The 23,738-nt window shown below is 44.3% G+C and carries 19 protein-coding genes; 12 read left to right on the top strand and 7 right to left on the bottom strand.

Features of this window, described 5'->3' with window-relative positions:
• Positions 1-77: 77 nt before the first annotated feature.
• From PATL_RS21905 to PATL_RS21895, 3 genes are all read right to left on the bottom strand, one after another.
• A complete protein-coding gene (locus PATL_RS21905; RefSeq protein ID WP_011576955.1) occupies positions 78-1,202 on the bottom strand; it encodes an AI-2E family transporter in 1,125 nt (374 codons plus the stop codon).
• A 123-nt stretch (positions 1,203-1,325) separates the two neighbouring features.
• A complete protein-coding gene (locus PATL_RS21900) occupies positions 1,326-1,832 on the bottom strand; it encodes a DUF6702 family protein (protein ID WP_011576954.1) in 507 nt (168 codons plus the stop codon).
• Positions 1,833-1,834: 2 nt separating this feature from the next.
• Positions 1,835-4,285: a M1 family metallopeptidase gene (locus PATL_RS21895; protein WP_011576953.1), complete on the bottom strand. Its 2,451-nt coding sequence runs from the start codon at positions 4,283-4,285 to the stop codon at positions 1,835-1,837.
• A 301-nt stretch (positions 4,286-4,586) separates the two neighbouring features.
• Between PATL_RS21895 and proB the strand changes: the two genes are divergently transcribed.
• From proB to PATL_RS21865, 6 genes are all read left to right on the top strand, one after another.
• Positions 4,587-5,684: a glutamate 5-kinase gene (gene proB / locus PATL_RS21890; RefSeq protein WP_011576952.1), complete on the top strand. Its 1,098-nt coding sequence runs from the start codon at positions 4,587-4,589 to the stop codon at positions 5,682-5,684.
• A gap of 48 nt (positions 5,685-5,732) precedes the next feature.
• Positions 5,733-6,983: a glutamate-5-semialdehyde dehydrogenase gene (locus PATL_RS21885; RefSeq protein ID WP_011576951.1), complete on the top strand. Its 1,251-nt coding sequence runs from the start codon at positions 5,733-5,735 to the stop codon at positions 6,981-6,983.
• 488 nt (positions 6,984-7,471) lie between these two features.
• Positions 7,472-8,764, top strand: coding sequence for an NAD(P)/FAD-dependent oxidoreductase (locus tag PATL_RS21880; RefSeq protein WP_041714152.1), 1,293 nt, complete (start codon positions 7,472-7,474; stop codon positions 8,762-8,764).
• A gap of 242 nt (positions 8,765-9,006) precedes the next feature.
• On the top strand, positions 9,007-10,431 hold the full coding sequence (locus PATL_RS21875) for a nidogen-like domain-containing protein (protein WP_011576948.1): 1,425 nt from the start codon (positions 9,007-9,009) through the stop codon (positions 10,429-10,431).
• A gap of 63 nt (positions 10,432-10,494) precedes the next feature.
• Positions 10,495-10,983, top strand: coding sequence for an invasion associated locus B family protein (locus tag PATL_RS21870; protein ID WP_011576947.1), 489 nt, complete (start codon positions 10,495-10,497; stop codon positions 10,981-10,983).
• A 241-nt stretch (positions 10,984-11,224) separates the two neighbouring features.
• On the top strand, positions 11,225-13,120 hold the full coding sequence (locus PATL_RS21865; protein ID WP_011576946.1) for a hypothetical protein: 1,896 nt from the start codon (positions 11,225-11,227) through the stop codon (positions 13,118-13,120).
• 29 nt (positions 13,121-13,149) lie between these two features.
• On the opposite strand, the gene PATL_RS21860 is transcribed toward PATL_RS21865, so the two are convergent.
• Positions 13,150-14,613, bottom strand: coding sequence for a M20 family peptidase (locus PATL_RS21860; protein ID WP_011576945.1), 1,464 nt, complete (start codon positions 14,611-14,613; stop codon positions 13,150-13,152).
• Positions 14,614-14,686: 73 nt separating this feature from the next.
• Here PATL_RS21860 and PATL_RS21855 point away from each other — a divergent pair, with 73 nt between their 5' ends.
• The 5 genes from PATL_RS21855 to PATL_RS21835 all read left to right on the top strand — a co-directional run bounded on the left by PATL_RS21855 (position 14,687) and on the right by PATL_RS21835 (position 18,959).
• Positions 14,687-15,583: a DMT family transporter gene (locus PATL_RS21855; protein ID WP_011576944.1), complete on the top strand. Its 897-nt coding sequence runs from the start codon at positions 14,687-14,689 to the stop codon at positions 15,581-15,583.
• Positions 15,580-16,170 carry a carbonate dehydratase gene (gene can, locus PATL_RS21850; RefSeq protein WP_011576943.1) on the top strand — a complete coding sequence of 197 codons (591 nt, stop codon included), beginning with the start codon at positions 15,580-15,582 and terminating at the stop codon, positions 16,168-16,170. The genes PATL_RS21855 and can overlap by 4 nt, the downstream gene beginning before the upstream one ends.
• Positions 16,170-16,709 (top strand): histidine phosphatase family protein, encoded by a 540-nt coding sequence (locus PATL_RS21845; protein WP_011576942.1) that lies wholly within the window; start codon positions 16,170-16,172, stop codon positions 16,707-16,709. Before can ends, PATL_RS21845 begins: the two co-directional genes overlap by 1 nt.
• Positions 16,710-16,880: 171 nt before the next feature.
• A complete protein-coding gene (locus PATL_RS21840) occupies positions 16,881-18,113 on the top strand; it encodes a multidrug effflux MFS transporter (protein WP_011576941.1) in 1,233 nt (410 codons plus the stop codon).
• A 198-nt stretch (positions 18,114-18,311) separates the two neighbouring features.
• Positions 18,312-18,959: an OmpA family protein gene (locus tag PATL_RS21835; RefSeq protein WP_006994964.1), complete on the top strand. Its 648-nt coding sequence runs from the start codon at positions 18,312-18,314 to the stop codon at positions 18,957-18,959.
• A 156-nt stretch (positions 18,960-19,115) separates the two neighbouring features.
• Here the strand turns inward: PATL_RS21835 and PATL_RS21830 are convergent, their stop codons facing one another.
• On the bottom strand, positions 19,116-19,427 hold the full coding sequence (locus tag PATL_RS21830; protein WP_041714151.1) for a hypothetical protein: 312 nt from the start codon (positions 19,425-19,427) through the stop codon (positions 19,116-19,118).
• 576 nt (positions 19,428-20,003) lie between these two features.
• Positions 20,004-21,488, bottom strand: a complete 1,485-nt coding sequence (ilvC, locus tag PATL_RS21825; protein WP_011576939.1) for a ketol-acid reductoisomerase — start codon at positions 21,486-21,488, stop codon at positions 20,004-20,006.
• A 144-nt stretch (positions 21,489-21,632) separates the two neighbouring features.
• Here ilvC and ilvY point away from each other — a divergent pair, with 144 nt between their 5' ends.
• A complete protein-coding gene (gene ilvY / locus PATL_RS21820; RefSeq protein ID WP_006994967.1) occupies positions 21,633-22,487 on the top strand; it encodes an HTH-type transcriptional activator IlvY in 855 nt (284 codons plus the stop codon).
• Here ilvY and PATL_RS21815 read toward each other — a convergent pair.
• Complete coding sequence (locus tag PATL_RS21815; RefSeq protein ID WP_301547046.1) at positions 22,484-23,620, bottom strand: PepSY-associated TM helix domain-containing protein; 1,137 nt, start codon at positions 23,618-23,620, stop codon at positions 22,484-22,486. The two genes, ilvY and PATL_RS21815, sit on opposite strands and share 4 nt — an antisense overlap.
• Between the last annotated feature and the right edge of the window lie 118 nt (positions 23,621-23,738).

Genomic DNA, 23,738 nt, shown 5'->3' with positions numbered 1-23,738 from the left:
CCCCTCAATGATTTGATAACGTAATGCTAGCGGATCGCTGAGGGGCAGAATTGATCTGAATCAATTTTTACAATGGCTTAGTGGCTTTTCGCTTCGATGATTTTTAACCAGTGAGTCCAGATATTTAATTGGTCCAGTGTTAACTTTATACACACTAATAAAGGTACTGCTAACAAAACGCCGACTGCACCCCACAACCAACCCCAGACCAACAACCACAAGACAACGATAAGCGGATTAAGCTGCATATTACGACCTAGCACAGTAGGAGTAATAAACTGAGACTCAATAAGATTTAACCCAAAGTAAACGGCTGGAGGAATAAGCGCAGTCACCTGCACGCCAAACTGAACCAGTCCTGCTAGGGTTAAAATGGTTGCTCCAATAAGTGAACCTACATATGGAATAAAGTTTAATAGACCTGCCAATACCCCCCAAAGAAGCGCATCTTCAATGCCGATTAAGTACAACACAAAAGCCGTGCTCAGACCAAGACCGGCGTTGATAATACTGACGGTCACTATGTAGCGAGATAATTCTTTTTGAATGGTCGCCACTAGGCATCGCGCTTGATCTTTATCGGTAATTTTCGGAAAGTGCTGGATAAACGCTTCAAATAGTTGAGGGCCAAAAATAAGCAAGAAAAGTGTTAAAATAACCCCTGTCATTAGCTGAGCCAATATTAAAGGGGTACTTGATAGCACAGAGAGCATGATCTCTAACCCCCCTTGCTTTAAGCGTTGAGACATCACGTTTTCATCTTTCTCAACGGGCCTCTGTTCTGCCTTATTTTTGAATAAACCGAAGAAGCTAAATTCTTCATCATCGGCTTTAGCCGGTAGGTTACTTTCGTTTTCACCTTCCATAGCATCACTGATCGAATCGAGTTGCTCGGTAACATGTTGGGTCAACTCCGGTACTAACTTGGCCCATTTTTGTGCTGGCTCAGCTAGTTCTGCGCCAAGAAACGTAAAAGGCGCTATCAAGGTTGAAACAAGTAAAAATGCAGACACTGTTCGAGGAATATGTAAACCTTGTAGCGCAGCGACAAGTGGGCTCAAAAGCAGTGCAATAAGTGAAGTAACGACCAGAGGCATCAATAGACTTTGGGTGAAATAGAGCGTGTATAAAACGCCTAAGAAAAGTAACCAAACCGCAGGTTCGGTTCTTTTTGCTTCTGGTTGACCAGAAAGTGTTGCCATTGATGTCTCTTAGAATGTAGGTAATTGTTTATAGAATACACGGGAAATGTATTTGGTGAGATATAAAAATGCCCGTTGGAACTTTCGGGCATTGGTGTTTGGTATGTTATGGGTTTGACTTAATCAATGATGCTCGAACTCAACCTTTAAAAGCTCAATAGAATCTTCAAAAGTCAGGGTTTGAATATCGCCCTTACCTTCTACATTGATGGTATTGATTTGGCTGGGCCATAGATCACGCAACGCGTTGTGGCTAATCACTAGGTTATCCAATTGCTCGGGTTCAGCTGTTTCTTGATACACCCAGAAGAATTTGCCTTCTATTTCAAAGCCAGCGGATTTAAGTGGTATCGATTGGCCATTTTCTTTGCTCATAGCAAAGCGCTTGCTCACGTAATCACTAAATTGTTGTTGCGTTTTCGCTGATCCAATAATGTCTGCATTTTTACCAAAAATATGCCGTACAGCATGCTCTGCGTCATGCAGATTAAACCTATGCATCACTTCTATGTTTTCAGTGCGAGGATTAAACAAAACGGTACTAATGGCTGTTTTCTGTTGATGTGCAAAAACCGCACTTGTTGCTATCAGCAACAAGGCGGTTAAGGTACGTATGAACGATTTAGGCATGACTAGTCGTCATTCTCGTCTTCGTCATCGCCTTTGAGCTCAGTTTTGATGTCTTGCATGATATCGCGAGACACTTTCTTAGTGCTCTTCTTCGCTTTGTAAGCTTCGATACGTGAAGGAATAATCTTACGAGGGTAATCATTATTGCTTACATCAACGTCGGCGGTTTCCCAACGCGGATCGACTGAAACGCTAACCAATTCTTTGTCCTTGTCAGTCACGATCAATTTGCTCACCGCTTTAGGGGTTCGACGCCAGATTTCAGCTGGGATGTATTGATTCTCCTTGCTGCCATCGGCAAAGGTAAGCTCAAGAATGATTGGCATGACTAAGCCACCTTTGTTTGAGAAATCAAGCACGTAATAGTTTTTGTCTTCTTTGACGGCACGATCAAATGCTGTGCGTTCCCAAGGCTCAAGGTCTTTTAGGAATTTGTTGTATTTATTACGTTCTTTGTTGGTCACTGTGAAGCGATCATTCTCGTCGTAGAAGTCGGTAATGTCAGAGAATCTGTCAACCCAAAGCTCTTTACCTTCGGCTTTATTACGCTCGTCGGTCAAAGACAGAGGCTTATCTAACTCTTCTTGGCGCTGACGATCAAAATCGATGTCTGGATTTTTGGTATCTAAACGCAGTTTAGAGATCTTATCCAAGGAGATATCAACGTGATCTGTGGTGTAAAACCATCCACGCCAGAACCAATCTAAATCAACACCACTGGCTTCTTCCATGGTGCGGAAAAAGTCTGACGGTGTTGGGCGCTTAAACATCCAGCGTTGGGCGTATTCTTTAAAAGCAAAATCAAATAGCTCACGACCAAGAATAGTTTCACGCAATATATTAAGGGCCACAGCTGGTTTGGTATACGCGTTAGGGCCAAGGTGCAATACGCTATCAGATTGGGTCATCACAGGCACCTGAGATGAAGATTTCATGTAACCTACTACATCACGCGGCTCCACACCCCAAGGAATTGTTGGATCCCATTCGCGACCAGCAACGCCATCTAAAAAGCTGTTTAACCCTTCATCCATCCATGACCATTGACGCTCATCTGAGTTAACAATCATTGGGAAGTAGTTATGTCCTACTTCGTGAATAACGACGCCAATCAAGAAGCGCTTTTCAGCCTGAGAATAGGTACGGCTGCCGTCGTCCTGTAATTCAGTACGCGGGCCGTTAAACGAAATCATGGGGTATTCCATGCCACCGACAGGACCATTGACCGATTGCGCCGTCGGGTAGGGATAATCAAATGAAAAGCGAGAGTACACATCTAATGTATGCACTACTGATTCAGTCGAATATTTCTTCCATAAATCGCCGCCTTCTTTAGGATAAAAAGACATCGCCATGACTAATGACTGCTCTGAACCTTTTTGTGGATGACCTTTGGCATCCCACATGAACTTACGTGATGATGCCCATGCGAAGTCGCGTACGTTTTGAGCACTGAATTTCCAGGTTTTTTCTTTACTGGTACCGGCCTTTTCATTTTCCAATGCTTCATCAGCGGTTACGACAAACACAGGACGTTTTGCGGTTTCAGCTTCTTTCAAACGTTTACGCTGAGTTGAAGTAAGTACTTGCTTAGGATTTTGTAGCACACCTGTAGAGCTTACGATGTGATCCGCTGGAACGGTCATTTCAACATCATAATCACCAAACTCGAGAGTGAATTCACCGCGGCCAATAAACTCTTTGTTGGTCCATGCTTCATAGTCGGTATAAGCGTGTAGGCGTGGGAACCACTGGGCAAGTAAGAAGATATCATTGCCGCCATCACGTTCGTCATCAGGGAAGTGCTCATAACCAGAACGAGCCGATACGGCATCTTCTTCCACTATGTTGTAAGCAAAATCAATCGCAAAATCGACAGACTTTCCAGGCGCTAAAGGCTGTGCCAAATCGATACGCATATTCGTGCCGACGATAACGTGGTGCAGCTTAGAACCAGTAGAATCAACGACTTTTTGGATGTCGTAGCCAAGTTCATGATCGGCCACGAATTGGTCTCGTCGCAATGCGGCTAAGCTCAATTGTGCAGGCTTACTGTTGGTCGCGCCTTGAGTAGCAGGACCACGAGCGCCTATACCACCAAAGGTGGTCGTCATAGCTGACATGGAGTCATTTCTAAATTTATTTTGATCTAACTGCAGCCACAAATATCTTAACGTGTCAGGCGAGTTATTTTTATAAGTAATGCTTTCACTGGCTTCTAAACGACGCTTTTCCTCGTTTAAATGCACTTTAATTTTGTAGTCTACAGCTTGCTGCCAATATTGATGCCCCGGTTGCCCAGCGGCGTTTCGGTATACATTTGGCGTAGGAAGTGACTCATCTAACTGGCGGAACTTATCTTTAAAGTCGCCTTTGGTTTGTTCGATAGCGGCATTCGCAGCACTGATCGATAACAGCGAAATTAACGCTGTAGTGACTATTTTATTAAACATTTGATTCCCTGATTTTGTATTTCGAGCTGCATTGAATTCGTTATTATTTTCCAACACGAAGGTGATAATATAACAAAAAAATCAGCAAATCTTGAACACGTGAACAATCGCGCACAATAACATTGTAAGCAAATTGTACACATAAGCTGACTTTTACCTTCAAATTGTGAGATTGGTATTTTAGCGGGTTTATCTGATAAATATAATTTCTTCCTAAAAGACCATAGCTTATAACGACTAATGCTTGTTTCTAGGCGGGTTTGTCGTACTCTAAAGGCATATTAACTCGGTAGGATTTCTCATGTCACAACTCTCGTGGCAACGGGCCGTTATCAAAGTCGGTAGTGCCCTTATCGCCCCTGACGGCAAAGCGTGTAGTAGTAAATACTTGTTACCCATAGCGCAATTTATTGTGACCAGCCGCGCTCAGGGGAAAGAGGTGATTTTAGTCTCTTCAGGTAGTGTTGCAGCTGGACGCGGTAAAATTGGCTATAAACATCACCCATCGATCGCTGAAAAGCAGGCGATGGCTGCGATTGGGCAAACGCATATGATGGCGAATTGGGCGCGTTTATTTGATTTCGACTGCGCACAAATCTTGCTGACGTCTGATGATCTGCATAATCGCACTCGCTACGTCAATATCAAAAACACGTTACGAGAACTGCTGCGTAACAATGCGCTACCAATCGTGAATGAAAACGACACGGTTGCTATTAATGAATTAAAAGTAGGCGACAATGATAACTTAGCGGCTTATACCGCGTTAGTTGCCCAAGCTGATACTTTGATTATTTGTTCTGATATTGATGGCTTGTATGAAGCAGACCCAAGGCAAAACCCACTTGCCAAGTTCATTCCGACGGTACATGAGATTGATCAAAGTATTCATGACTTAGCCGGTGGAGCCGGTACAAGTGTGGGTACTGGAGGCATGCGCACCAAAATTCAGGCCGCCGAGAAGTGTGCTAAAAGTGGGATTCAAACGTTAATCGTCAATGGTCGCAATCCAGATGTGTTTGAGCAACTTGCTCAAGGGCGGCAGCCGGGAACGTTATTCTTGCCCATGAAAAACCAAGACGGTGCTCGTAATCAGTGGTTACGGCATACGTTGCGCTCAAAAGGTACGTTAGTCATTGATGAGGGTGCTCAGAAGGCGCTGATCCATAAAGGCGCTTCGCTGCTTCCTTCAGGTATTACCAGTGTCTTAGGGGCGTTTAAACCCGGTGAAGCGGTTGATATTCGGTTCAAAGACCAGATAATAGGGAAAGGCCTTTCCCTATATGGCAATAGTGAGTTGCAGCAAATAAAGGGGCAACGAAGCGATAGAATCGAACCTATTCTAGGTTATTCATCGGGTGAGGTTGCCATTCATCGTGACGATTTGGTTTTACTCTAGCTATCGCGGTTCAATGAAGTTTGTTATCAATTTAAAAGGTGTTTAAGAATGGAATTTTCAATCGCTCAAGCGGCCAAAGCGGCACGTATTGCCTCGCGTCAGGTAGCTAAACTGTCTGCCACTCAAAAAGAAACACTGCTAAAAGACATCGCAGAGCGGATGTTGGGCCAAACTGAAACCATTATTGTAGCCAATGAAAAAGATTTAGCAGCCGGGCGAGATAACAATTTGGACGATGCCATGCTTGATCGTTTATTACTGACGCCGCAGCGTATCCAAGGTATTGCAAATGCGGTTTTTGATATCGCAGCGCAAGCAGACCCCGTGGGCAGTATTGACCATATGCAACAAATGCCGAGCGGCATTCAAGTAGGGCGAATGCGTATTCCCTTAGGCGTGATCGCTATGATTTACGAGTCTCGCCCGAATGTGACTATTGATGCCGCAGCGTTATGCTTAAAAGCCGGTAACGCCGTTGTATTACGCGGCGGAAAAGAAGCCCTACATTCGAACTTGGCGCTTGCCGCGTGTATCAGTTACGCCTTAGAGAAGCACGAAATTGACCCCGCTGCAGTGGTTGTTGTGCCAAATCCTGACCGCGCAGTCATGAATGAACTGATGACCCTTAACGAAGATATTGATTTGATTATTCCACGGGGTGGTGAAGGTCTGATTAGATTTGTAAGCGAAAATAGCAGAATACCTGTGATTCAGCATTACAAGGGCGTGTGTCATTTATATGTGGATGATGCCGCTGATGAAAATAAGGCACTCAATCTACTAAAGAACGGCAAAACTCAGCGCACAGGCGTATGTAACTCACTTGAGACCTTGTTAGTGCATCAAGATATCGCTCCAACGTTTATGCCGAAGGTGAAAGCGTTATTTAACGAGCATAAGGTTAAGGTTCACGGCTGTGAGCGAAGCCTACAATATTTCGATAATGCATCTCTTGCTACACAAGATGATTGGCATGCTGAGTACTTAGCGATGGAAATCGCAGTGCGTATAGTAGATGATTTTGATACTGCGATTGAGCATATTGAAACATACAGTTCAGGGCATACAGAGGTGATTGCCACACAAGACTTCAGCCGAGCACAGCAGTTTATTCGTACTTTGAATTCAGCCGTGGTGATGGCTAACGCCTCGTCGCGTTTCTCGGATGGCGGCGAATTAGGCTTAGGCGCAGAAATTGGTATATCGACAAGTAAATTACACGCTTACGGACCAATGGGCGCTGAGTCGCTAACCACTCAAAAATTTATTGTGTTGGGTGATGGTGAAGTACGCGGGTAGCTATTTCAATAGCCTATTAGATTAGCGCTTTTTATAAATATGATCAGGGCTCACAACTTGGGCCCTGCTTCACTTGGAGTTTACTGTGTACAAAGTGTTAGCGCCGCTGCTGCTTACTTTTTTTCGAGTCAGGCTATCTGTGAATGATAAGGGCGCTGTTTGGGCCGTTATCACTAAGCGCACCAACATTTTCCGGCCGATATACGCTCTGAGCGCCATCATTTCGTCTTCGATGAACAGTTATTTTTTCGCCATACAGCAAAGAGTTAGTGTGTACTTGCTTACCTCTTCTCTGTTCATTTTTGATACCCTTTATTCATTTAAAATCAGATGTTTAATCACAACTGATGATTCTGTATCTTTCCTTAGCCAATTCTTCGCTGCTTGTTCCACCAGCTGCTTATTCCAATCTTCTTCGCTGTTTTTCATGTCTTCAGCCCATGGCAAGGTTAAACCCTATTCTATCGCAACTTTAAAAGGTAATTTTTATGAAACGAATAGTCGTTGTAGGCGGCGGGGCGGGTGGTCTTGAGTTAGTTGCTCAACTAAGCCGCTATTGTCGTAAGCACGCAGCTGTGGAGCTGGTCTTGGTCGATAAGGTCAGAACACATGTTTGGAAGCCACTTTTACACGAAGTGGCGGCTGGCATTATCGATAAAAACTCCGATGGAGTGGATTATCGCATTCATGCTAGTCGTCTTAAATATGAATTTCAGCAAGGCACATTGAAAGGTATCGATGAGCAAAATAAATCGATAGCGCTGGACGCACTTTATGATGAAGAAGGCCAGCTGATCCTGCCTGAGCGCAGTATTGAGTACGACATACTCGTATTAGCGGTTGGAAGTGTGAGTAATGACTTTGGTACGCCAGGCGTGAAAGAGCACAGCTATTTCTTGGATTCTTTAGAGCAAGCTGAGCGTTTTCATCGTGCGTTGCTCAACCAAATGCTGAAGGTCAACCAGCCCAATACTCAACAATCGATGCTACGAGTATCGATTGTCGGAGCTGGCGCAACGGGTACTGAGTTAGCAGCACAATTACATCATGTTGCAAATTTATCCCGGGCTTATGGTATGCCTGCCATGTCGGCCCAGCGCCTAGAGATCTCGATCATTGAAGCGGGCCCCAGAATATTGCCAGCACTGCCGGAGCGCATCGCCTATGCAGCCAAAAACGCGTTACAAAAAATTGGCGTAAAGCTGTATGAAGATACAAAAGTGACAAGGGCTGAGAAAAATGGATTTGTCACTGCTGATGACGAACTCATCGAAGCAGATTTAATGGTATGGGCAGCAGGTGTTAAAGCGCCTAATCTGATTAAAGAGCTCGATATGTTTGAAACCAATCGCGCGCAACAAATTTTGGTCGATCCGCAGTTAAGGGCTAAGAACCACCAAGACATATACGTGCTAGGTGACTGCTGTGCGTTTCAGCAAGAAGACGGTACTTGGGTACCCCCTCGAGCGCAATCTGCTCATCAAATGGCATCGACAGTGTACAAAAATATAGTTAATCAACTCCAAGGTAAGGAGTTTGAAAACTATCAATATAGTGATTATGGTTCGCTTGTTCACTTGAGTAAGTACAGCACAGTAGGCAGCTTAATGGGTAACCTGTCTAACAGCAGCATGTTTGTGGAAGGTAAGCTAGCGCGCTTGGTGTACACCTCACTCTACAGTATGCACCAGTTCGCAGTGCATGGATGGTTAAAAGCAACCCTAACCATGCTGAGTCGCAGAGTGAGCAAATTTGTTGGGCCAAAACTGAAATTACATTAACCGTCAATGAGTTACTAAAGCCAAGCACTCGTCTTGGCTTTTCCTGTTGCCTAAATCCTGCTCAAAGAGTATTTAATTAACCTCACATTTTGCGATAACTGTCAAATAATTTTACATTTCGAATCTACTAACTCCCGTTATTCATGATAACTACATGTTTTTCATCAGATTTTATCTTGTGGTCTAGTAATTGCTTTTGCGCACCTCTGAATGATTTCGGTGTAAACAAAAGGATGTAATAAATGTTTGATTTCAAGAAGTTAGTAAAGGCCGTTACCCTCAGTGGTGTTATGGCAACCAGTATTTCCTCTCTCTCGGCAAACGCAAGTGTGTTACTGGAAGGTTGGGAGGGTGCAGGTGAGTCAGGTTTTGGCCAAATAGCACTAGAAAAAAATGATGATGGATCAAGCGGAGAAATTTTCTTCAACGATTATGAAGGCTTAGGTTTTGACTCGGGCGTTAACTTTTTCGGTCGTACTCACGATTCCTTCTACGTAAACAATAATGGCAATATTAGCTTCAATGGCGCCGTGAGCTCTTTTACGCCAGAGGAATTTCCCATTACTCGCTTTGGTGACAATGACAATGACAATGACAATGACAATGACGGCGGCGGATGTGAAGTAGACTGTATTGAGATGCCTCAAGCGCAAACTAATTCAGCATTTACCACAACCGAAAATGATGATATTCCAATGCCCGCTGATTTAAATACGATTGCTATGATTGCCCCCTTTTGGGCTGATGTAGACACAGGTTGTGACGACTGTGGTGACGTATTTATTGGCTCGCCGAATGCTGAAACCATGGTGATTACATGGGACAGTGTTGGCTTTTTCAATGAAGATAGCTCGCTAACGAATACCTTTCAGTTAGTTCTGATTGACCGTGCTGACACTGGTGCTGGCAACTTCGATGTGGAGTTCCGTTATGAAGACATTAACTGGACCACCGGTGATGCATCAGACGGTGAGAACGGCCTTGGTGGTACACCTGCTCAAGCGGGTTATGATGCTGGTGATGGCGTAAACTTCTTCACACTTCCAGGTTCACGCACTGGTGAAGTCGTAAACTTAGATACAGCTGACAGCAACACAGGTACTGCGGGTATTTGGAAATTTGCCATTCGTGATGGTGAATTACCGGGTGACAACGCTGAAAACCCGCTTATTCCAGTAATTAATCCTGAAACACCAACTGACTACAACTTTGAATTCGTTATTATCGAGCCTGAAACACCGATTTTCATCGACCCAGATGTAGCGGTTGGTTATGACTATATCGTCAATAGCGGCCCTAGCATTACCTCGGTTATGTTACCTACTGGTTTTGGCGATGATGTTTATGACCTTTGGTTGTGGGATGCCGCCTTGATGGATTGGTACGATACTGGGGAAGATTTGCTTGGAGGTGTAACGTTTGACTTCACCACCGCGGTTGACCGTTTCCGTATTCTTGGTATTGAGACTTCAGAAATGGTAGATCCAACGGATCCCAATGCATTTGTAACCGCATTGACCTTTGATGCAGCTGGCACAATTAACATGAACCAAAATGCAATTACCGAATTCGTTGACGACCCTCAGGCGGTATCTGCACCTGCTGGACTTGGTATCTTCGCGTTATCTTTGTTGGTATTCTTACGCGCAAGAAAGCGTCGCGCTTAAGACTTTATCGATTGAAAAGAGGAGCGATGGCTCCTCTTTTTTTTGCCTAAACGGAGTTGTGTAATGCGTTTTATTTTTGCTTTTTTTATTCTCGGCATAAGCATTTCTAGTGCGGTACAAGCACAGAGTAAGCAGAATTTTGGTTCGTGGAGTTTACTGTGTGGCGAGCACGGAAATTGTTCTGTTAGTCAGTTGGTGGCGATGGATCCTGAGGGAACGAAGGTCTTGCTGGGTGCCAACATAAATTTCTCTATGTCGAACAGCTTTCCCGTTTTAATGCTACGTATGCCACCAAATTTGAATAAAAGCAGCGGCGTTGGCATTAAGATTGATGATAACAATGCTATTCAAGTTGCCTTGTCTCAGTGCACATCTGTGGCATGTCAAAGCGTGATTAAAATCGATAAAACTTTGTTTGCGGAAATGCGTGGTGGTCGAGTCGCAAAGGTCGCATTCGCGTTAGAAAAAAGTAAGCAACTAACCTTACCCTTGTCACTTGAAGGGTTTGCAGACGCATATGCAGCTTTACTTGCTACGCGCAAAGCATCTTAATATTCTAATATCCGAGGTGGTTGTGTTCTATGCCCACCTCACGTTAACCGTCTCAAATTAAGCACCTCATTCTTTCAACTGAGTCTCAATTATATTGTCGCTGCGATTAGACTCTCGTCTTAGCGCCCGGCACCCGTCTTTATAGGTCTTAATGAAACTAAGACTTGTATCGACAGTCAATAGTCTTTAAGTTTCTGAAAAATAGTACAAAAACTACGAACATTTAAAAGGATGTATTGCAATGGCATATGATTTTGGTACCAATACCTTAGGGATCAGTAACCCATTTAAACCTGAAGGTTTGGCTAAGGCGGTCAGTGGTGTGGCGATTGTCGTACTTGGGGTCATTGCGCTTTTAGGCGTGGCAGAAGACTTAAAGACAGACATGGTGTTAGCTTGGGTGAATGCATTACTGGGTTTAGCACTTCTTACCTTGGGCTTGCGGCATGCCGGTATAGGTTTGTTTCAACTGTTTAAGTATTTTGTTGGGCGCTCCGTGCCTACTTCTCTTGCTTACAATCATAATTCGAGTGAAAAGCAAAACGCTCAGCGTGAACGCTTACAAACGGCCTATGACGCACAAGAATTAGAATCCATGTTAATGGGGCGAAAAAATGCCACCTTTACTGAGCCAGAAGGCTGGATTGCGCGCCTTATTCATACCCTATTGCCTCGCTTAATATTTAGCCCCTACCCGATCCGCAATTTTGTACAGGAGTTGGGCGGTTTAGTGTGTGCCACCATCGTTGGGTTAATCGCATTTGGCGCGGCTTACTTTGTGTCGGTATCTGGTTTAGTGGGTAATGCGGGTGTCATTATTACCCCTATTCTATCTGTATTGTTGCTAGTGTATTTGATCGCCCAGTGGCGAGGCACATCGCATTCACTAGCCGCGCCGAACATGCGCAAGTTACAAGCGAAGACGGCTGCCAGCCTAGCGAAATTGCTTGTGTTTGCCATTGTGGTGCCGATTGCTATCGGTTTTGCTTACAACCAATTGGATGGCAGCACAGCTCAGGATGTACAGCAGGTACTAGCCGATGTTGTAGCGTTCGATGCATGGTGGAACTTATTGCTACTGATCGTACTCGTCTTGGCTGTTATCGCTTTGTCCTGGGTCATGATTCGTGAGCGTTTGGCGCTGGCAAACCCGAGCACAGAAGTAAGTGAATTTCGTGAAAATTTGCAAGAGTCGGTGCATCCGAATGAAATATTTATCAATATTGAAAACATCGTTTTAGCTAATCGTCGCTATAAAGAAATTCCCAATCGCATGTATCAAGAATTTGATCCTAAGCTACAAGAGCAAAGCCAAGGCAAGGGCAGTTTTAAGGGAAAATTGCTTATTGAAACGCAGCCAGAGTACAGTCAGTTAACCTTTAGCGAGAAGTTTAAAGCGTTTCGCCTTCTGGCAACGGTTGCCGCGCAAGTCATGATATTTGTCGGCGCTTTGTTATTCTTTTTTACTGTGCAAGATGGATATCAGTTGTATCAATTTATGGCTCAGCAGCTAATGAACATGGACGGCTTAAGCCAAGCTCGGGTTGACGTAATTTTGCAAGCATTTGGCTTGCAGCTAAGCGGATTTCTGGTTCTGCTGTTTAGTTGGTTAACCGTCTCTGCAGGGGCGACTATTTTGGCCAGAGGCACACATTTATTTTGGTCTGAAATGCAATTCAGTAGCCTGCTAATGTGGATGAAAACGGAGGGGACATTTACCGAAAGTAAGGTCTCTACTGGCATGTCGATTCATGATTCAACCCGCTCTGAAAATGTCGTGGTACGCAGCTCCATTACACCTTGGATCATTACCTCTCGCGTCATGACATCAACCTTTGCTACTACGGGTACTAAAAACTTGGAAATGCCACGTTATGTCATGCAAATGGACAAGAACAACCAAGAGCTACAAGGCATTGTTGGGGAAATTACCCAGTTTTTACGCAAGCGTGAAGCCATTGCTTCGATCACCAATGAACAAGATTTATCCAGCGCTGAAAATATCTATCGGGTGAACGAAGCAAGCCGAGCGAAGCCTGAGCGATTAGAGGGTGAGACAAGCGAAGCGGAAAAACGCAAGCTTGAGGAGCAAGCGGCCGGTAAACTGCGCCAAGACGACCCTAACGAGTCGTCTTAAATTACACATGGTTTAACAGGATAAGCAGGTTAGCCTTGTGCCGCCTGCTCAACCATTGCGTAATAAAATTGAATCGCTTGGATATAATCTTTAACCAATATTTGCTCATTTACTCCGTGAAAACGTTTCATGGTTTTCGGGTTAAGGCGCACCATCATAAATCGATATACATTGTCCGATAGTCCATAGAAATTAGAGGCATCCGTTCCGCCTTGGACTAAATACGGCGCGACAAGCAGGTTTTGATCTAAGCGACGAATAGTTTGCTCAATCAATTTATAACCGTAGCTTTCGGTGGACGATACCGGTGATGCTTCATTAGTCATAAAGGCCTCAATGTTGACTCTGGGGTCGTCTATGGCGCGAGTGATATGTTGCGTGACGCTGTCTATGGTGTCGCCGGGTAAAATTCTAAAGTTCACCACTGCTTGTGCTTCAGTAGGCAAAATATTCGATTTAGAGCTGCCTTTGAGCATAGTGACCGCCGTAGTGGTGCGAATACTCGCAGCTGAACTGGGGCTTTTTAGCATCATACTTTCAACTGCTGGCGAAAACAGCCACAAGTTAGACATAGGCAATCGAGTGGCTAAATCGGTCGCGAAACCTATGTGCTTAAAGGTATCTTGAATAAAGCGCATGTCTGTAGCAAATGGGGCTGCTTCTACTTTTACAATAGCTTGGGCGAGAATACCGGCAGCGGTATGTTCAGGAGGTTGTGAAGAATGCCCTCCTGGCGCGTTAACCGTCAAACGTAAATTAACGAAGCCTTTCTCCGCAATACCAATAACGGCAACAGGCTCGGTCACACCGGGCAGCATATCTTGGGTGACTACGCCGCCTTCATCTAGTACAAATTCGAACTCGACATTTTGTGTCGCTAGAAAGTCAGCAATTTTGCGCGCGCCATCTTTCCCGCCGGCTTCTTCATCGTGACCAAATGCATAGTAAATGCTGCGTTTAGGCTGAATATTCTGTTCAAGCAGCATCTCCATTGACTCCATCAGGGCTACCACACTGATTTTGTCGTCTATTGTGCCTCGGCCCCAAATGGTGCCGTCAACCACCTTGCCACTAAATGGTGCTTGCTCCCATTGGTTTGCTGTTGCCTCGTCGACCGGTACTACATCCATATGGCCCATAAATAGCGCAGGTTTTAGGCTTGGGTCACTGCCCTTTAGGTGGTAAAGCAAACTGAAATCATTGATGACTGTAAGTTCAGCGTGTTGATGAACCCGTGGGAAATTCTCTTTTAGATAATCTTGAAAGGCAATGAACGCGTCTTGGTCAAATTGACTGCGATCGTCAAAGGAAATAGTAGGGATCTGAATCGCTTTGCTGAACCGAGATAACACGGCTTGCTCATCAACAGTGACTGGAATCATAGGCGCATCGACTACGTACTGTTTATTCTCAAAAAAGCTGCTAGCGCGGTAAAATAAAACGCCACACAGTACCAATAGTAAAACCGCAAAACTTATTATTATTTTTTTCATATTGCGCCACTTATTGTCCGTTTAAAGTTAGAATCGCCAGCCAGTATAACGCTATCTGATTCAGGGGATCTAGTTGTCAAATTCAATCTTGTTTTCAACAGTTGCTTTGATATGGGGTACAACGTGGATCGCTATTACCTTTCAATTAGGTGAAATTAATCCTGTTTTGTCTGTGGCTATTCGCTTTACTTTAGCTGCCGCTATTTTAGGGGGGTACTGCGTAATAAAAGGCCTTTCGCTGCGCCTACCCCTTCACTTACATATCAAGATGGCTTCTGCAGGACTGTGCTTGTATGGCTTAGAATATAGTTTGCTGTATTTGAGCCAGCAATACATTATTAGCGCGCTGGTGGCTTTGATGAGTTCGGGCATGATTTACATTAATGTGGTTTTGCGAAGAGTCATCCTTAAAAAGCCGATACGCATGGAAGTGGTCATTGGAGCTGCGTTTGGCATGTTAGGCATGGGCTTTATTTTTTATCCTGAGTTTTCTCAGGTGAAGGCTGATACGGTACTCGCTTTAGGAATTGCGTTAGCTTTGGCTTCATTTTTATTCGCCGGGTTTGGCAATGTAATATCGGAGCGTATTCTTGATTATGGTACGCCTGTTATCCAAATGAATTTTTGGGCAATGAGTTATGGTGCTTTGGGTATTTATACCTTTGCTCTGTTAAGCGGCGCAACGTGGACATTGCCAAGTCATTGGCAGTATTACGCGGCATTGACCTACTTAACGCTTTTCGGCTCAGTCATAGCTTTTGGCGCATATATGAAACTGATTCGGCAAATGGGTTCTGACAAAACTGCCTATGTAGCGCTGGTGTACCCTATAGTGGCCTTGGTTGTTTCCACTCTATTCGAAGGGTATCAATGGTATTTCGCTTCTGTGCTTGGGGTACTGTTTGTCATTTTGGGTAATGCTATCGCTATGGGTAAGTTACCGATAAAACGTTTCAGCGAGGGTGTATGAGCGATATAAAACAGCTGCTTGAGAACAACAAAGTTTGGTCACAAGGTATGAAAGAAGCTGACCCAGACTTTTTCGACAAGCTTTCTAAGCGTCAAACGCCTGAGTATCTTTGGATTGGCTGTTCCGACAGTCGCGTGCCAGCTAATCAGCTTTTAGGCTTGGTGCCTGGAGATATCTTCGTTCACCGCAATGTGGCGAATTTGGTGGTGCACACCGACTTCAATTGTTTGTCGGTTCTGCAATACGCAATTGAAGTACTTAACGTAAAACATGTCATTGTGTGTGGCCATTATGGCTGCGGTGGGATTGACGCTGCACTACGAGACCAACAATTGGGGCTAATTGATAACTGGCTTGGGCACATAAAAGATATCGCGACAGTCCATAAAGAAGAGCTAGCAACACTTTCAGACGAGCAGCGTTCGGCGAGATTGTGTGAATTAAATGTCATCGAGCAAGCTAATAATATTCGTCGCAGCAATATTTTCAAAGACGCACAAACCCGAGGGCAAAAAATACGCATTCATAGTTGGATATACAGCCTCAGAAATGGCCGAATTAAAGATTTAGCGAAGCAAGGATCGTGATGATCAAAACAGACAAATTCCTACGTTTGGGACTAGCATTATTTATTGCATTGGTTCTGAGCATGGCAGTAAATGCAACGGTCAATGCAAGTTTTGCGGCAAGCGGCCTAGTTGAGAGCCAATCACTACAGCGTTGGTATTTTGTACGTCATTTTGAAAAGCAAACCGGTGCTGATCCCACATTAACTGACATAGGGTATAGGCGGGCAGCCGCATTGGCCGAGTATTTTCGTTATGTGCCATTAACCTCGGTGTATTCAACAAATTATAAGCGCACCATGCAAACTGCAACGCAAAGTGCACAGCAACAAGGTTTACTGATTAATTCATATGATCCTAGCCACCCGAAGGAATTGATAGAGCGGATTGCACAACAAAGCAGTGTGCTGGTGGTTGGGCACAGCAATACTGTACCAGACTTAATTCGCGCCATGGGCGGTAAGGCAAATGATTTATCAGAGAAGGATTATGGGCGTCTGTTTATTGTGACAAAAGCAGGTGGTCGTACTAGCACGCAAAGCATCATTATTCCTTATTAGATTTTTCGTTTTATGGCGCAGATATATCAGCACAACACGTGTAATGAAGGTCAACACCCTCTGAATTTGTTCACTATTTCTTACCTTAATTTTCCATCAAAGCAGATAAAACATTCAAGTCACACTTCAGTCGATGATAGAATTATCATTTAGTCTAACAAAGGAATTCTCATGGCCAACGCCCGCTTTACTACTGATGCTAAGGTTAAACCTGCCCTAGGGTTAGTTGAGTTTGTGGCTCTGATGGCGTTGATGACTTCTTTGGTGGCTTTAAGCATTGATGCCATGTTGCCGGCGTTGAATCAAATCGCTTTAGATTTGGTGATTACTGACCCACAAGATACGCACCTAATCGTTTCGCTATTTTTCATTGGCATGGCATTTGGCCAATTATATTTCGGCCCCGTGTCGGACGCAAAGGGACGCCGCTTTACCATCATTACCGGGCTGATTATTTTTGGTTTGGGTACGGTTGTGTGTATGTTCGCTGAGTCTTTGACCGTGCTCTTAGTGGGCCGAGTAATACAAGCTTTTGGTGTGTCTGGACCGCGGATCGCGGCTTTAGCCGTTATACGAGATCAGTATAAAGGCGAAGCGATGGCCCGGGTGATGTCTTTTATCATGATGGTGTTTATTTTGGTGCCCATGCTCGCGCCCAGCTTTGGCCAAGCTATTTTATTTTGGTTTTCTTGGCAGCATATATTCTCATCTTTTTTAGTGATCGGTCTTCTTACTGGTATTTGGTATTTTAGTCGCCAGCCCGAAACATTGCCTAAAGATAAACGCGTTCCCTTTAGCTGGAAGCAACTCTCAATTTCTAGCCGCTATATCTTGAGCAATAAAATGGTGATGTTTTATACCTTGGCAATGGGGTTCGTGTTTGGGAGTTTTCTGGCGTACATCAGTGCCTCTCAAACCGTTTTTCAGGTGATTTATGATACAGGCGAGCTTTTTCCTCTGTATTTTGCTTTGCTTGCTTTCTCTATCGGCTTTGCTTCATTTATTAACGGTACGTTAGTCATGCGCTTAGGCATGCGTAAATTGTGTACCTGGGCTGTCTTTGGTTGGTTAGGTTTTACCACTTTGCTACTTGCAATGTGCCTAATATATCAAGGCCTTCCGCCACTATATGGCTTAGTCAGCATCTTATTTGCCGCGTTCTTTTGCATTGGTATTTTATTTGGAAACCTCAACTCTATGGCAATGCAACCTCTGGGGGATACCGCGGGTCTTGGGGCAGCGATAATAGGGTCGTTAAGTAGCATGGTATCAGTTCCTGTCGCGGTATTTGTGGGTAGCTTTATAGATAGGACAATGACCCCTATCGCCGTCGGGTTCGTAGCCTTCGGGGTTATCACCTCTTTGTTTTTCTGGTTTGCTGAACGCCCCCAAAGCAACACTTAGTTTCACCCAACTAATAGTCAATCAATTTAAACCCCAGATGCGAAAGATGATACGCGGGGGTTACATTGGAACAGTTCCTGCTTTCTCTCAATCATTCATATATCGTTCAGCTATAGGTTGGATAATTCACATTATAAATTTTACCTTGCGAAGTGCAGTTGCAAAGTTAGGTCAAAGACGTTTTATAAGGAGTGTCAGATGTACAAGAAACTAGTTATTGGTGTAGCACTATCGGGCCTAGTATTAAGTGGTTGCGCGTCGAATTCTATGGGCGGCGCATCGAATACACAAAAGGGTGCAGGCATCGGCGCTATCGTAGGTGCGTTAATTGGTAAAGGCACTGGTGACAACGATAAGAGCCGTTATGTTTGGGGGGCAGCGGTAGGTGCACTAGCAGGTTCAGCCATTGGTAATTACATGGATAAGCAAGAGGAGGAGTTCCGTGAGGAGCTTGCCGACAGCGGTGTAGAAGTATACAGAGAAGGTGATACTTTACGTCTATACATGCCTGGCAGCATCACATTCAGTTCTGGAAATGCCAGCGTTGACAGTAGCTTTTATCCTGTACTAAAGGATGTTGCTTTGGTGATAAACAAGTATGAAAAAACTACATTGATGGTAGAAGGGCATACTGATAATACTGGCGCCGATGACATGAACCAGCGTTTATCTGAGGCACGAGCAAACAGCGTTAAAAATTATTTAGTCCAAAACGGCGTTGATAACAGACGCGTTTCGACCTTGGGCATGGGCGAGTACACTCCTATCGCAGATAATGCTACTCAAGCTGGTCGTCAGAAAAATCGTCGGGTAGAGCTGAAAATTATTCCGATGAGTAAGAATTAAGTCGTAGTCAGTTTTGAGGGAGTAATGGTAAATAAGGGAGTCGTTAAAAGCAGTGGGGCGCAATGCAACGTGCCTCATTGTTATCCTTAACAATGAAAGCAATACGTCGATAATACGATTTTAAGATTTTCTGAAGCGGTGGGTAGTTCTGAAGATTTACTTAACTAAACGAATAGCGGGACGCTGAATTTTAGCCGGTTCTATCTCAATTACTTTTGAGCTACGAACCCCGTTTTTCATCCGGTCATAAGATACATATTTCATATCTAATGATTCGCAGAACTTGTAAATGGTTAAGAAGTCGCTCTTAGAAAGTTCTTCATTGTCTTTGGTAAGCTGTGTATCAATATACATCTGCTCGCCATTTGCTGTAAGCATAGCTACAGCTGAATAGGGATCGCCATGGTTGGCTACTTTGAGTGCTCTAACCATTTTTACTTCAAATACCCAATCGCCCATTTTAGTCATTCTAGTGATTCTTTCGCTCATTGGATTTCCTGTTGTGTTAGTGGGTACATACTTAGGGAGTTCGGGATCATCCTATAAGCAATACGTGGGCCATGTTGCTGATCGCGCTATGTAAGGGATGTCGGCAATAAGTCATCGTTTAATGTTTCTTTTTTGCTACAGAGCTATTCGATAAGTGCCGAAATTGTTAAAAAGTTGTACTCATTTGGCATGGTTAAATTTTTGACCTTTGATTTATAAGATAAAAATGCTCCCGAATGGGTGTATGTATTCGGTAACACTCTTTTTATTTTATTTAAGGATTGGGACATAGTTTGAGACAAAATCAGTTATTGAAAACTCTTCTTGGAAAGTTTAACTAGTTATGTCGGGTAAAATAATTGGTCGCACATAAGTAACAGATCCTAGCAATAAACTGAATTTGATCCTGCATTTCCACCCTTTTAAGAATTTGTTTTAACGTGAGTTTTAGAATATCACCCATAAAAAAGCCCAGCCAAATTGGCTGGGCAAAGAGGGCTTTTTACAGCACCTAACGACAGAAATCGTTCAATTTACTATTCGTTACTAGAAGGGTTACACCGCTTCAACTATGGCTTTCATGTCAGTCATGTAACCGCGTAGTGTATCGCCTACACTTTCAACGCCATGCTCACGAATGGCTTTGTTAACGGCTACAAGCGTTTTATTGTCAACGCTATTGCTAGCTGCAGCGAAAGGCTTACCAATTAACTCTGTACCAATGCTTGGCATTAATTTATCCGCCAATAAAGGAATGGCCGCGTTAGCGAACAGGTAGTTGCCATATTCTGCAGTATCAGAGATAACGACATTCATTTCGTACAAGCGCTTACGGGCGATCGTGTTAGAAATGAGCGGCGTTTCATGCAATGACTCGTAGTAAGCAGACTCAGGTAAAATGCCCGCTTCAACCATAACGTCGAATGCTAACTCAACACCCGCTTTGATCATGGCCACAATGAATACACCGTTATCGAAGAATTCTTGCTCATCGATTTTACCATTGTATTCAGGCGCATTTTCAAAACCTGTTTGGCCTGTTTCTTCACGCCACTTCAATAAGTTAGCGTCACCATTGGCCCAATCTTCCATCATAGTACGTGAAAATTCACCGCTGATGATATCGTCCTGATGCTTGCCAAATAGTGGCTTTAACATGTCTTTAAGTTGCTCAGATAAATCAAATGCCTTGATTTTAGCTGGGTTCGAGAGGCGATCCATCATGTTGGTCACGCCACCGATTTTAAGTGCTTCGGTGATGGCTTCTAGGCCAAACTGAATCAACGCTCCGGCATAAGCGGGGTCGATGCCGTCAGCCACCATTTTCTCGTAACCAAGAACGGCCGCAGCTTGTTGCATACCACAAAGGATCGTTTGCTCGCCCATTAAGTCAGACTTAACTTCGGCTACGAATGAAGACTCAAGTACGCCTGCACGATCGCCGCCTGTTGCGCTTGCGAGTGCTTTAGCGATATCCCAACCTTGTTGCTGAGGATCGTTTTCAGGGTGAACCGCAATTAATGTCGGAACACCGAATCCACGCTTGTATTCTTCACGTACTTCAGTGCCTGGGCATTTTGGTGCACACATCACGACTGTGATGTCTGAACGAATTTGTTGGCCTTCTTCAACGATGTTAAAACCGTGAGAGTAACCTAATGAAGCACCTTCTTTCATAAGAGGCATAATAGCTTCAACAACGCTTGAATGCTGTTTATCAGGCGTTAGGTTGTAAACCAAATCAGCACTTGGAATAAGCTCTTTGTACGTACCAACAGTAAAACCATTACCGCTTGCACGTTGGAATGAATCGCGTTTTTCATCGATAGCGGCTTGACGAAGCGCATAAGCAACATCCAAACCAGAATCTCGCATGTTAAGGCCTTGGTTTAAACCTTGAGCGCCACAACCTACGATGACTATTTTTTTGCCTTTAAGGAAATCACAGCCTTCTGAAAATTCGCTGCGCTGCATGAATCGGCAACGACCAATTTGGTCAAGTTGCTGACGTAAAGATAATGTATTGAAATAATTTGCCATTTTTTTATAAATCCTAGTAAGTGCAACAAGTCAGTGACGATCTCGTGTGATTGAGAGAATAGGGTATTTCATCTATTGAATAAAATGATATATTTGCAACTTAATATTTCATATTCTGCAATAACGTTTTTGTGAAGGACTAAGATGGACATTCGAAGCTTGGAATTATTCCAACATTTAGCCAGTAGCTTGCACTTCAGCAAAACTGCTGAAGCGTTGTTTGTCAGTCCCTCTACCCTTAGTCGTGTCATTCAACGCCTTGAAGATGACTGTGGCACGCCACTGTTTGTGCGGGACAATCGAAAAGTAAAGCTCACCGCAGCTGGAGCAAAACTATTGCGCTTTTCACAGCAAACCTTGTCTGAATGGAAGAAAGTCAAATGGGAGCTGCAACAAGATCACGAGCAAATTCAAGGCGAATTAAGTTTGTTTTGTTCAGTGACGGCCAGTCAAAGCCATTTGCCAAAATTACTTGATAGCTTTCGTCATCAATATCCCCAAGTAGAGATAAAGTTAAACACCGGCGACCCTGCCCTATCTGCTAGTAAGGTGATGAAACAAGAAGTGGATGCAGCCATTGCCATTCATACCCCTGACTTCCCTCCTGACCTGACGTTCTTACCCCTTGGCGAGGTGCCTTTACTGCTTATCGCACCCAAAGAAACCCAGCTAACCCGTTTGAGCCAAGTGGATTGGCGCGAACATTCTGTCATTCTGCCTGACTCGGGACCATCAAAACGAATTGTGCACCACTGGTTTGCTGAGCAAGGTATTCGACCGCGAGTGTACGCAACGGTAGCGGGTAATGAAGCGATTGTAAGCATGGTAGCGCTGGGTTGCGGCTTGGGCATTGTGCCTGAAATAGTGTTAGACAATTCCACCATAAGTCAGCGTGTAAACCGTATTCGGTTGGATGACATTGAGCCTTACCAAATTGGTTTGTGTTGCATCAGTAAGCGGCAAAGTGAGCCTGCTATTCAGGCGCTATTCAACTGCTAACGAAGGGATTGCGTTTTCAAAGTTGAAGACCCTTTTTTGCTCGTGCGCAATCGCCAGCGAGTGAAGCCTAAGCTAAATAAAGCGAATACAATTGAGCCACAAATTACCCACAAAATCCGAAGTGCTAAGCCCCCTACACTGCCGTTGTGCAAAGCATGCAACCAACCTTTTATGCTATTTGCAGGGCCATGCTTCCACGCAGAATATGTACTAATGATCTGCCCTGAATGGGCATCCACGTATACAAATGTATTGGGGAAGCGATGAGATGGATCTTCAGGTATTTGGAAGCGAAACGTATAGAATTGTTGAGCGCTTAAATTGTTGTCGGGGGTTTGGATCCATGCCAGACGTGATTGCCGTAGGTCAGCGCCATTTTGAGCGACGTTTGCCTGTCTCGCTGCGTTAATTGCATCAGAAATCGGCACAGTATGCTGTATTGTCTTATTCGCAATACCGCTAAGTTTAGAGGCTGTTTGCACTGGCGAAAACAGTAGCCCCAGGACCCTATTTGTTTCTTGTGGCAGGGATAACATCACGCCAGTGGCAACAAGCAGTAACAAGGGAACGGCACTCGCGAGTCCCAGTATTTTGTGCCAATCGTAAAGCAAACCGATACGTGAGCGTCGTCGTTTAAATGTGAACGCCCTATGCCACTGGCCCTGCTTCGGCCACCATGAAACTAATCCGCTCACTAGCAAGAATAATGTCGCTAGACCTATGTAGCCTATGACGAAAGTGCCTATTTCACCAAAGAGCAACGTGTAGTGTAAATTGTATAGCCAAGTGGCCAAATAGTGCCCCCAATAGTCTTCGCGAAGCACTGATAGGCCGTCACTGCTTAACCACACCATTAGGGGGGCAAACCCTTCACTACGAGTCTCTACGGGGTTGTAATAACGAGCTGATATTGCTCTTTTGCTGTCACTCACCTCAATTCGCCAAGGGCCTTTTTTATTCGGATACGTTTTATTGAGTGTATGTAATGCGCTGTCCCAACTGCTATCTGTGGCCAGTTGCGAACGTTCGAGTTCTGGGTGTAGCCAAGTATCTATCTCAACATAAAATACTAACACCGCCCCTGAGAGGCATATTATTGTCAGTAATACGCCGAGACTTAAGCCCAACCACAAGTGGAGCCTTCTGGTGTATTTGCGAAATGAAAATGAATGCAATGTGAGCCTTGATGCGCCAGGTGATTTTTTAGCTAATACCAATTCCAATAAATTATTGCTAGGTGGCTAATTATTT

The organism is Paraglaciecola sp. T6c, assembly GCF_000014225.1.
Lineage (GTDB): Bacteria > Pseudomonadota > Gammaproteobacteria > Enterobacterales > Alteromonadaceae > Paraglaciecola > Paraglaciecola atlantica_A.
The sequence above is the reverse complement of the archived record's forward strand: the minus strand, read 5'-3'. Positions and strand labels throughout refer to the sequence as shown.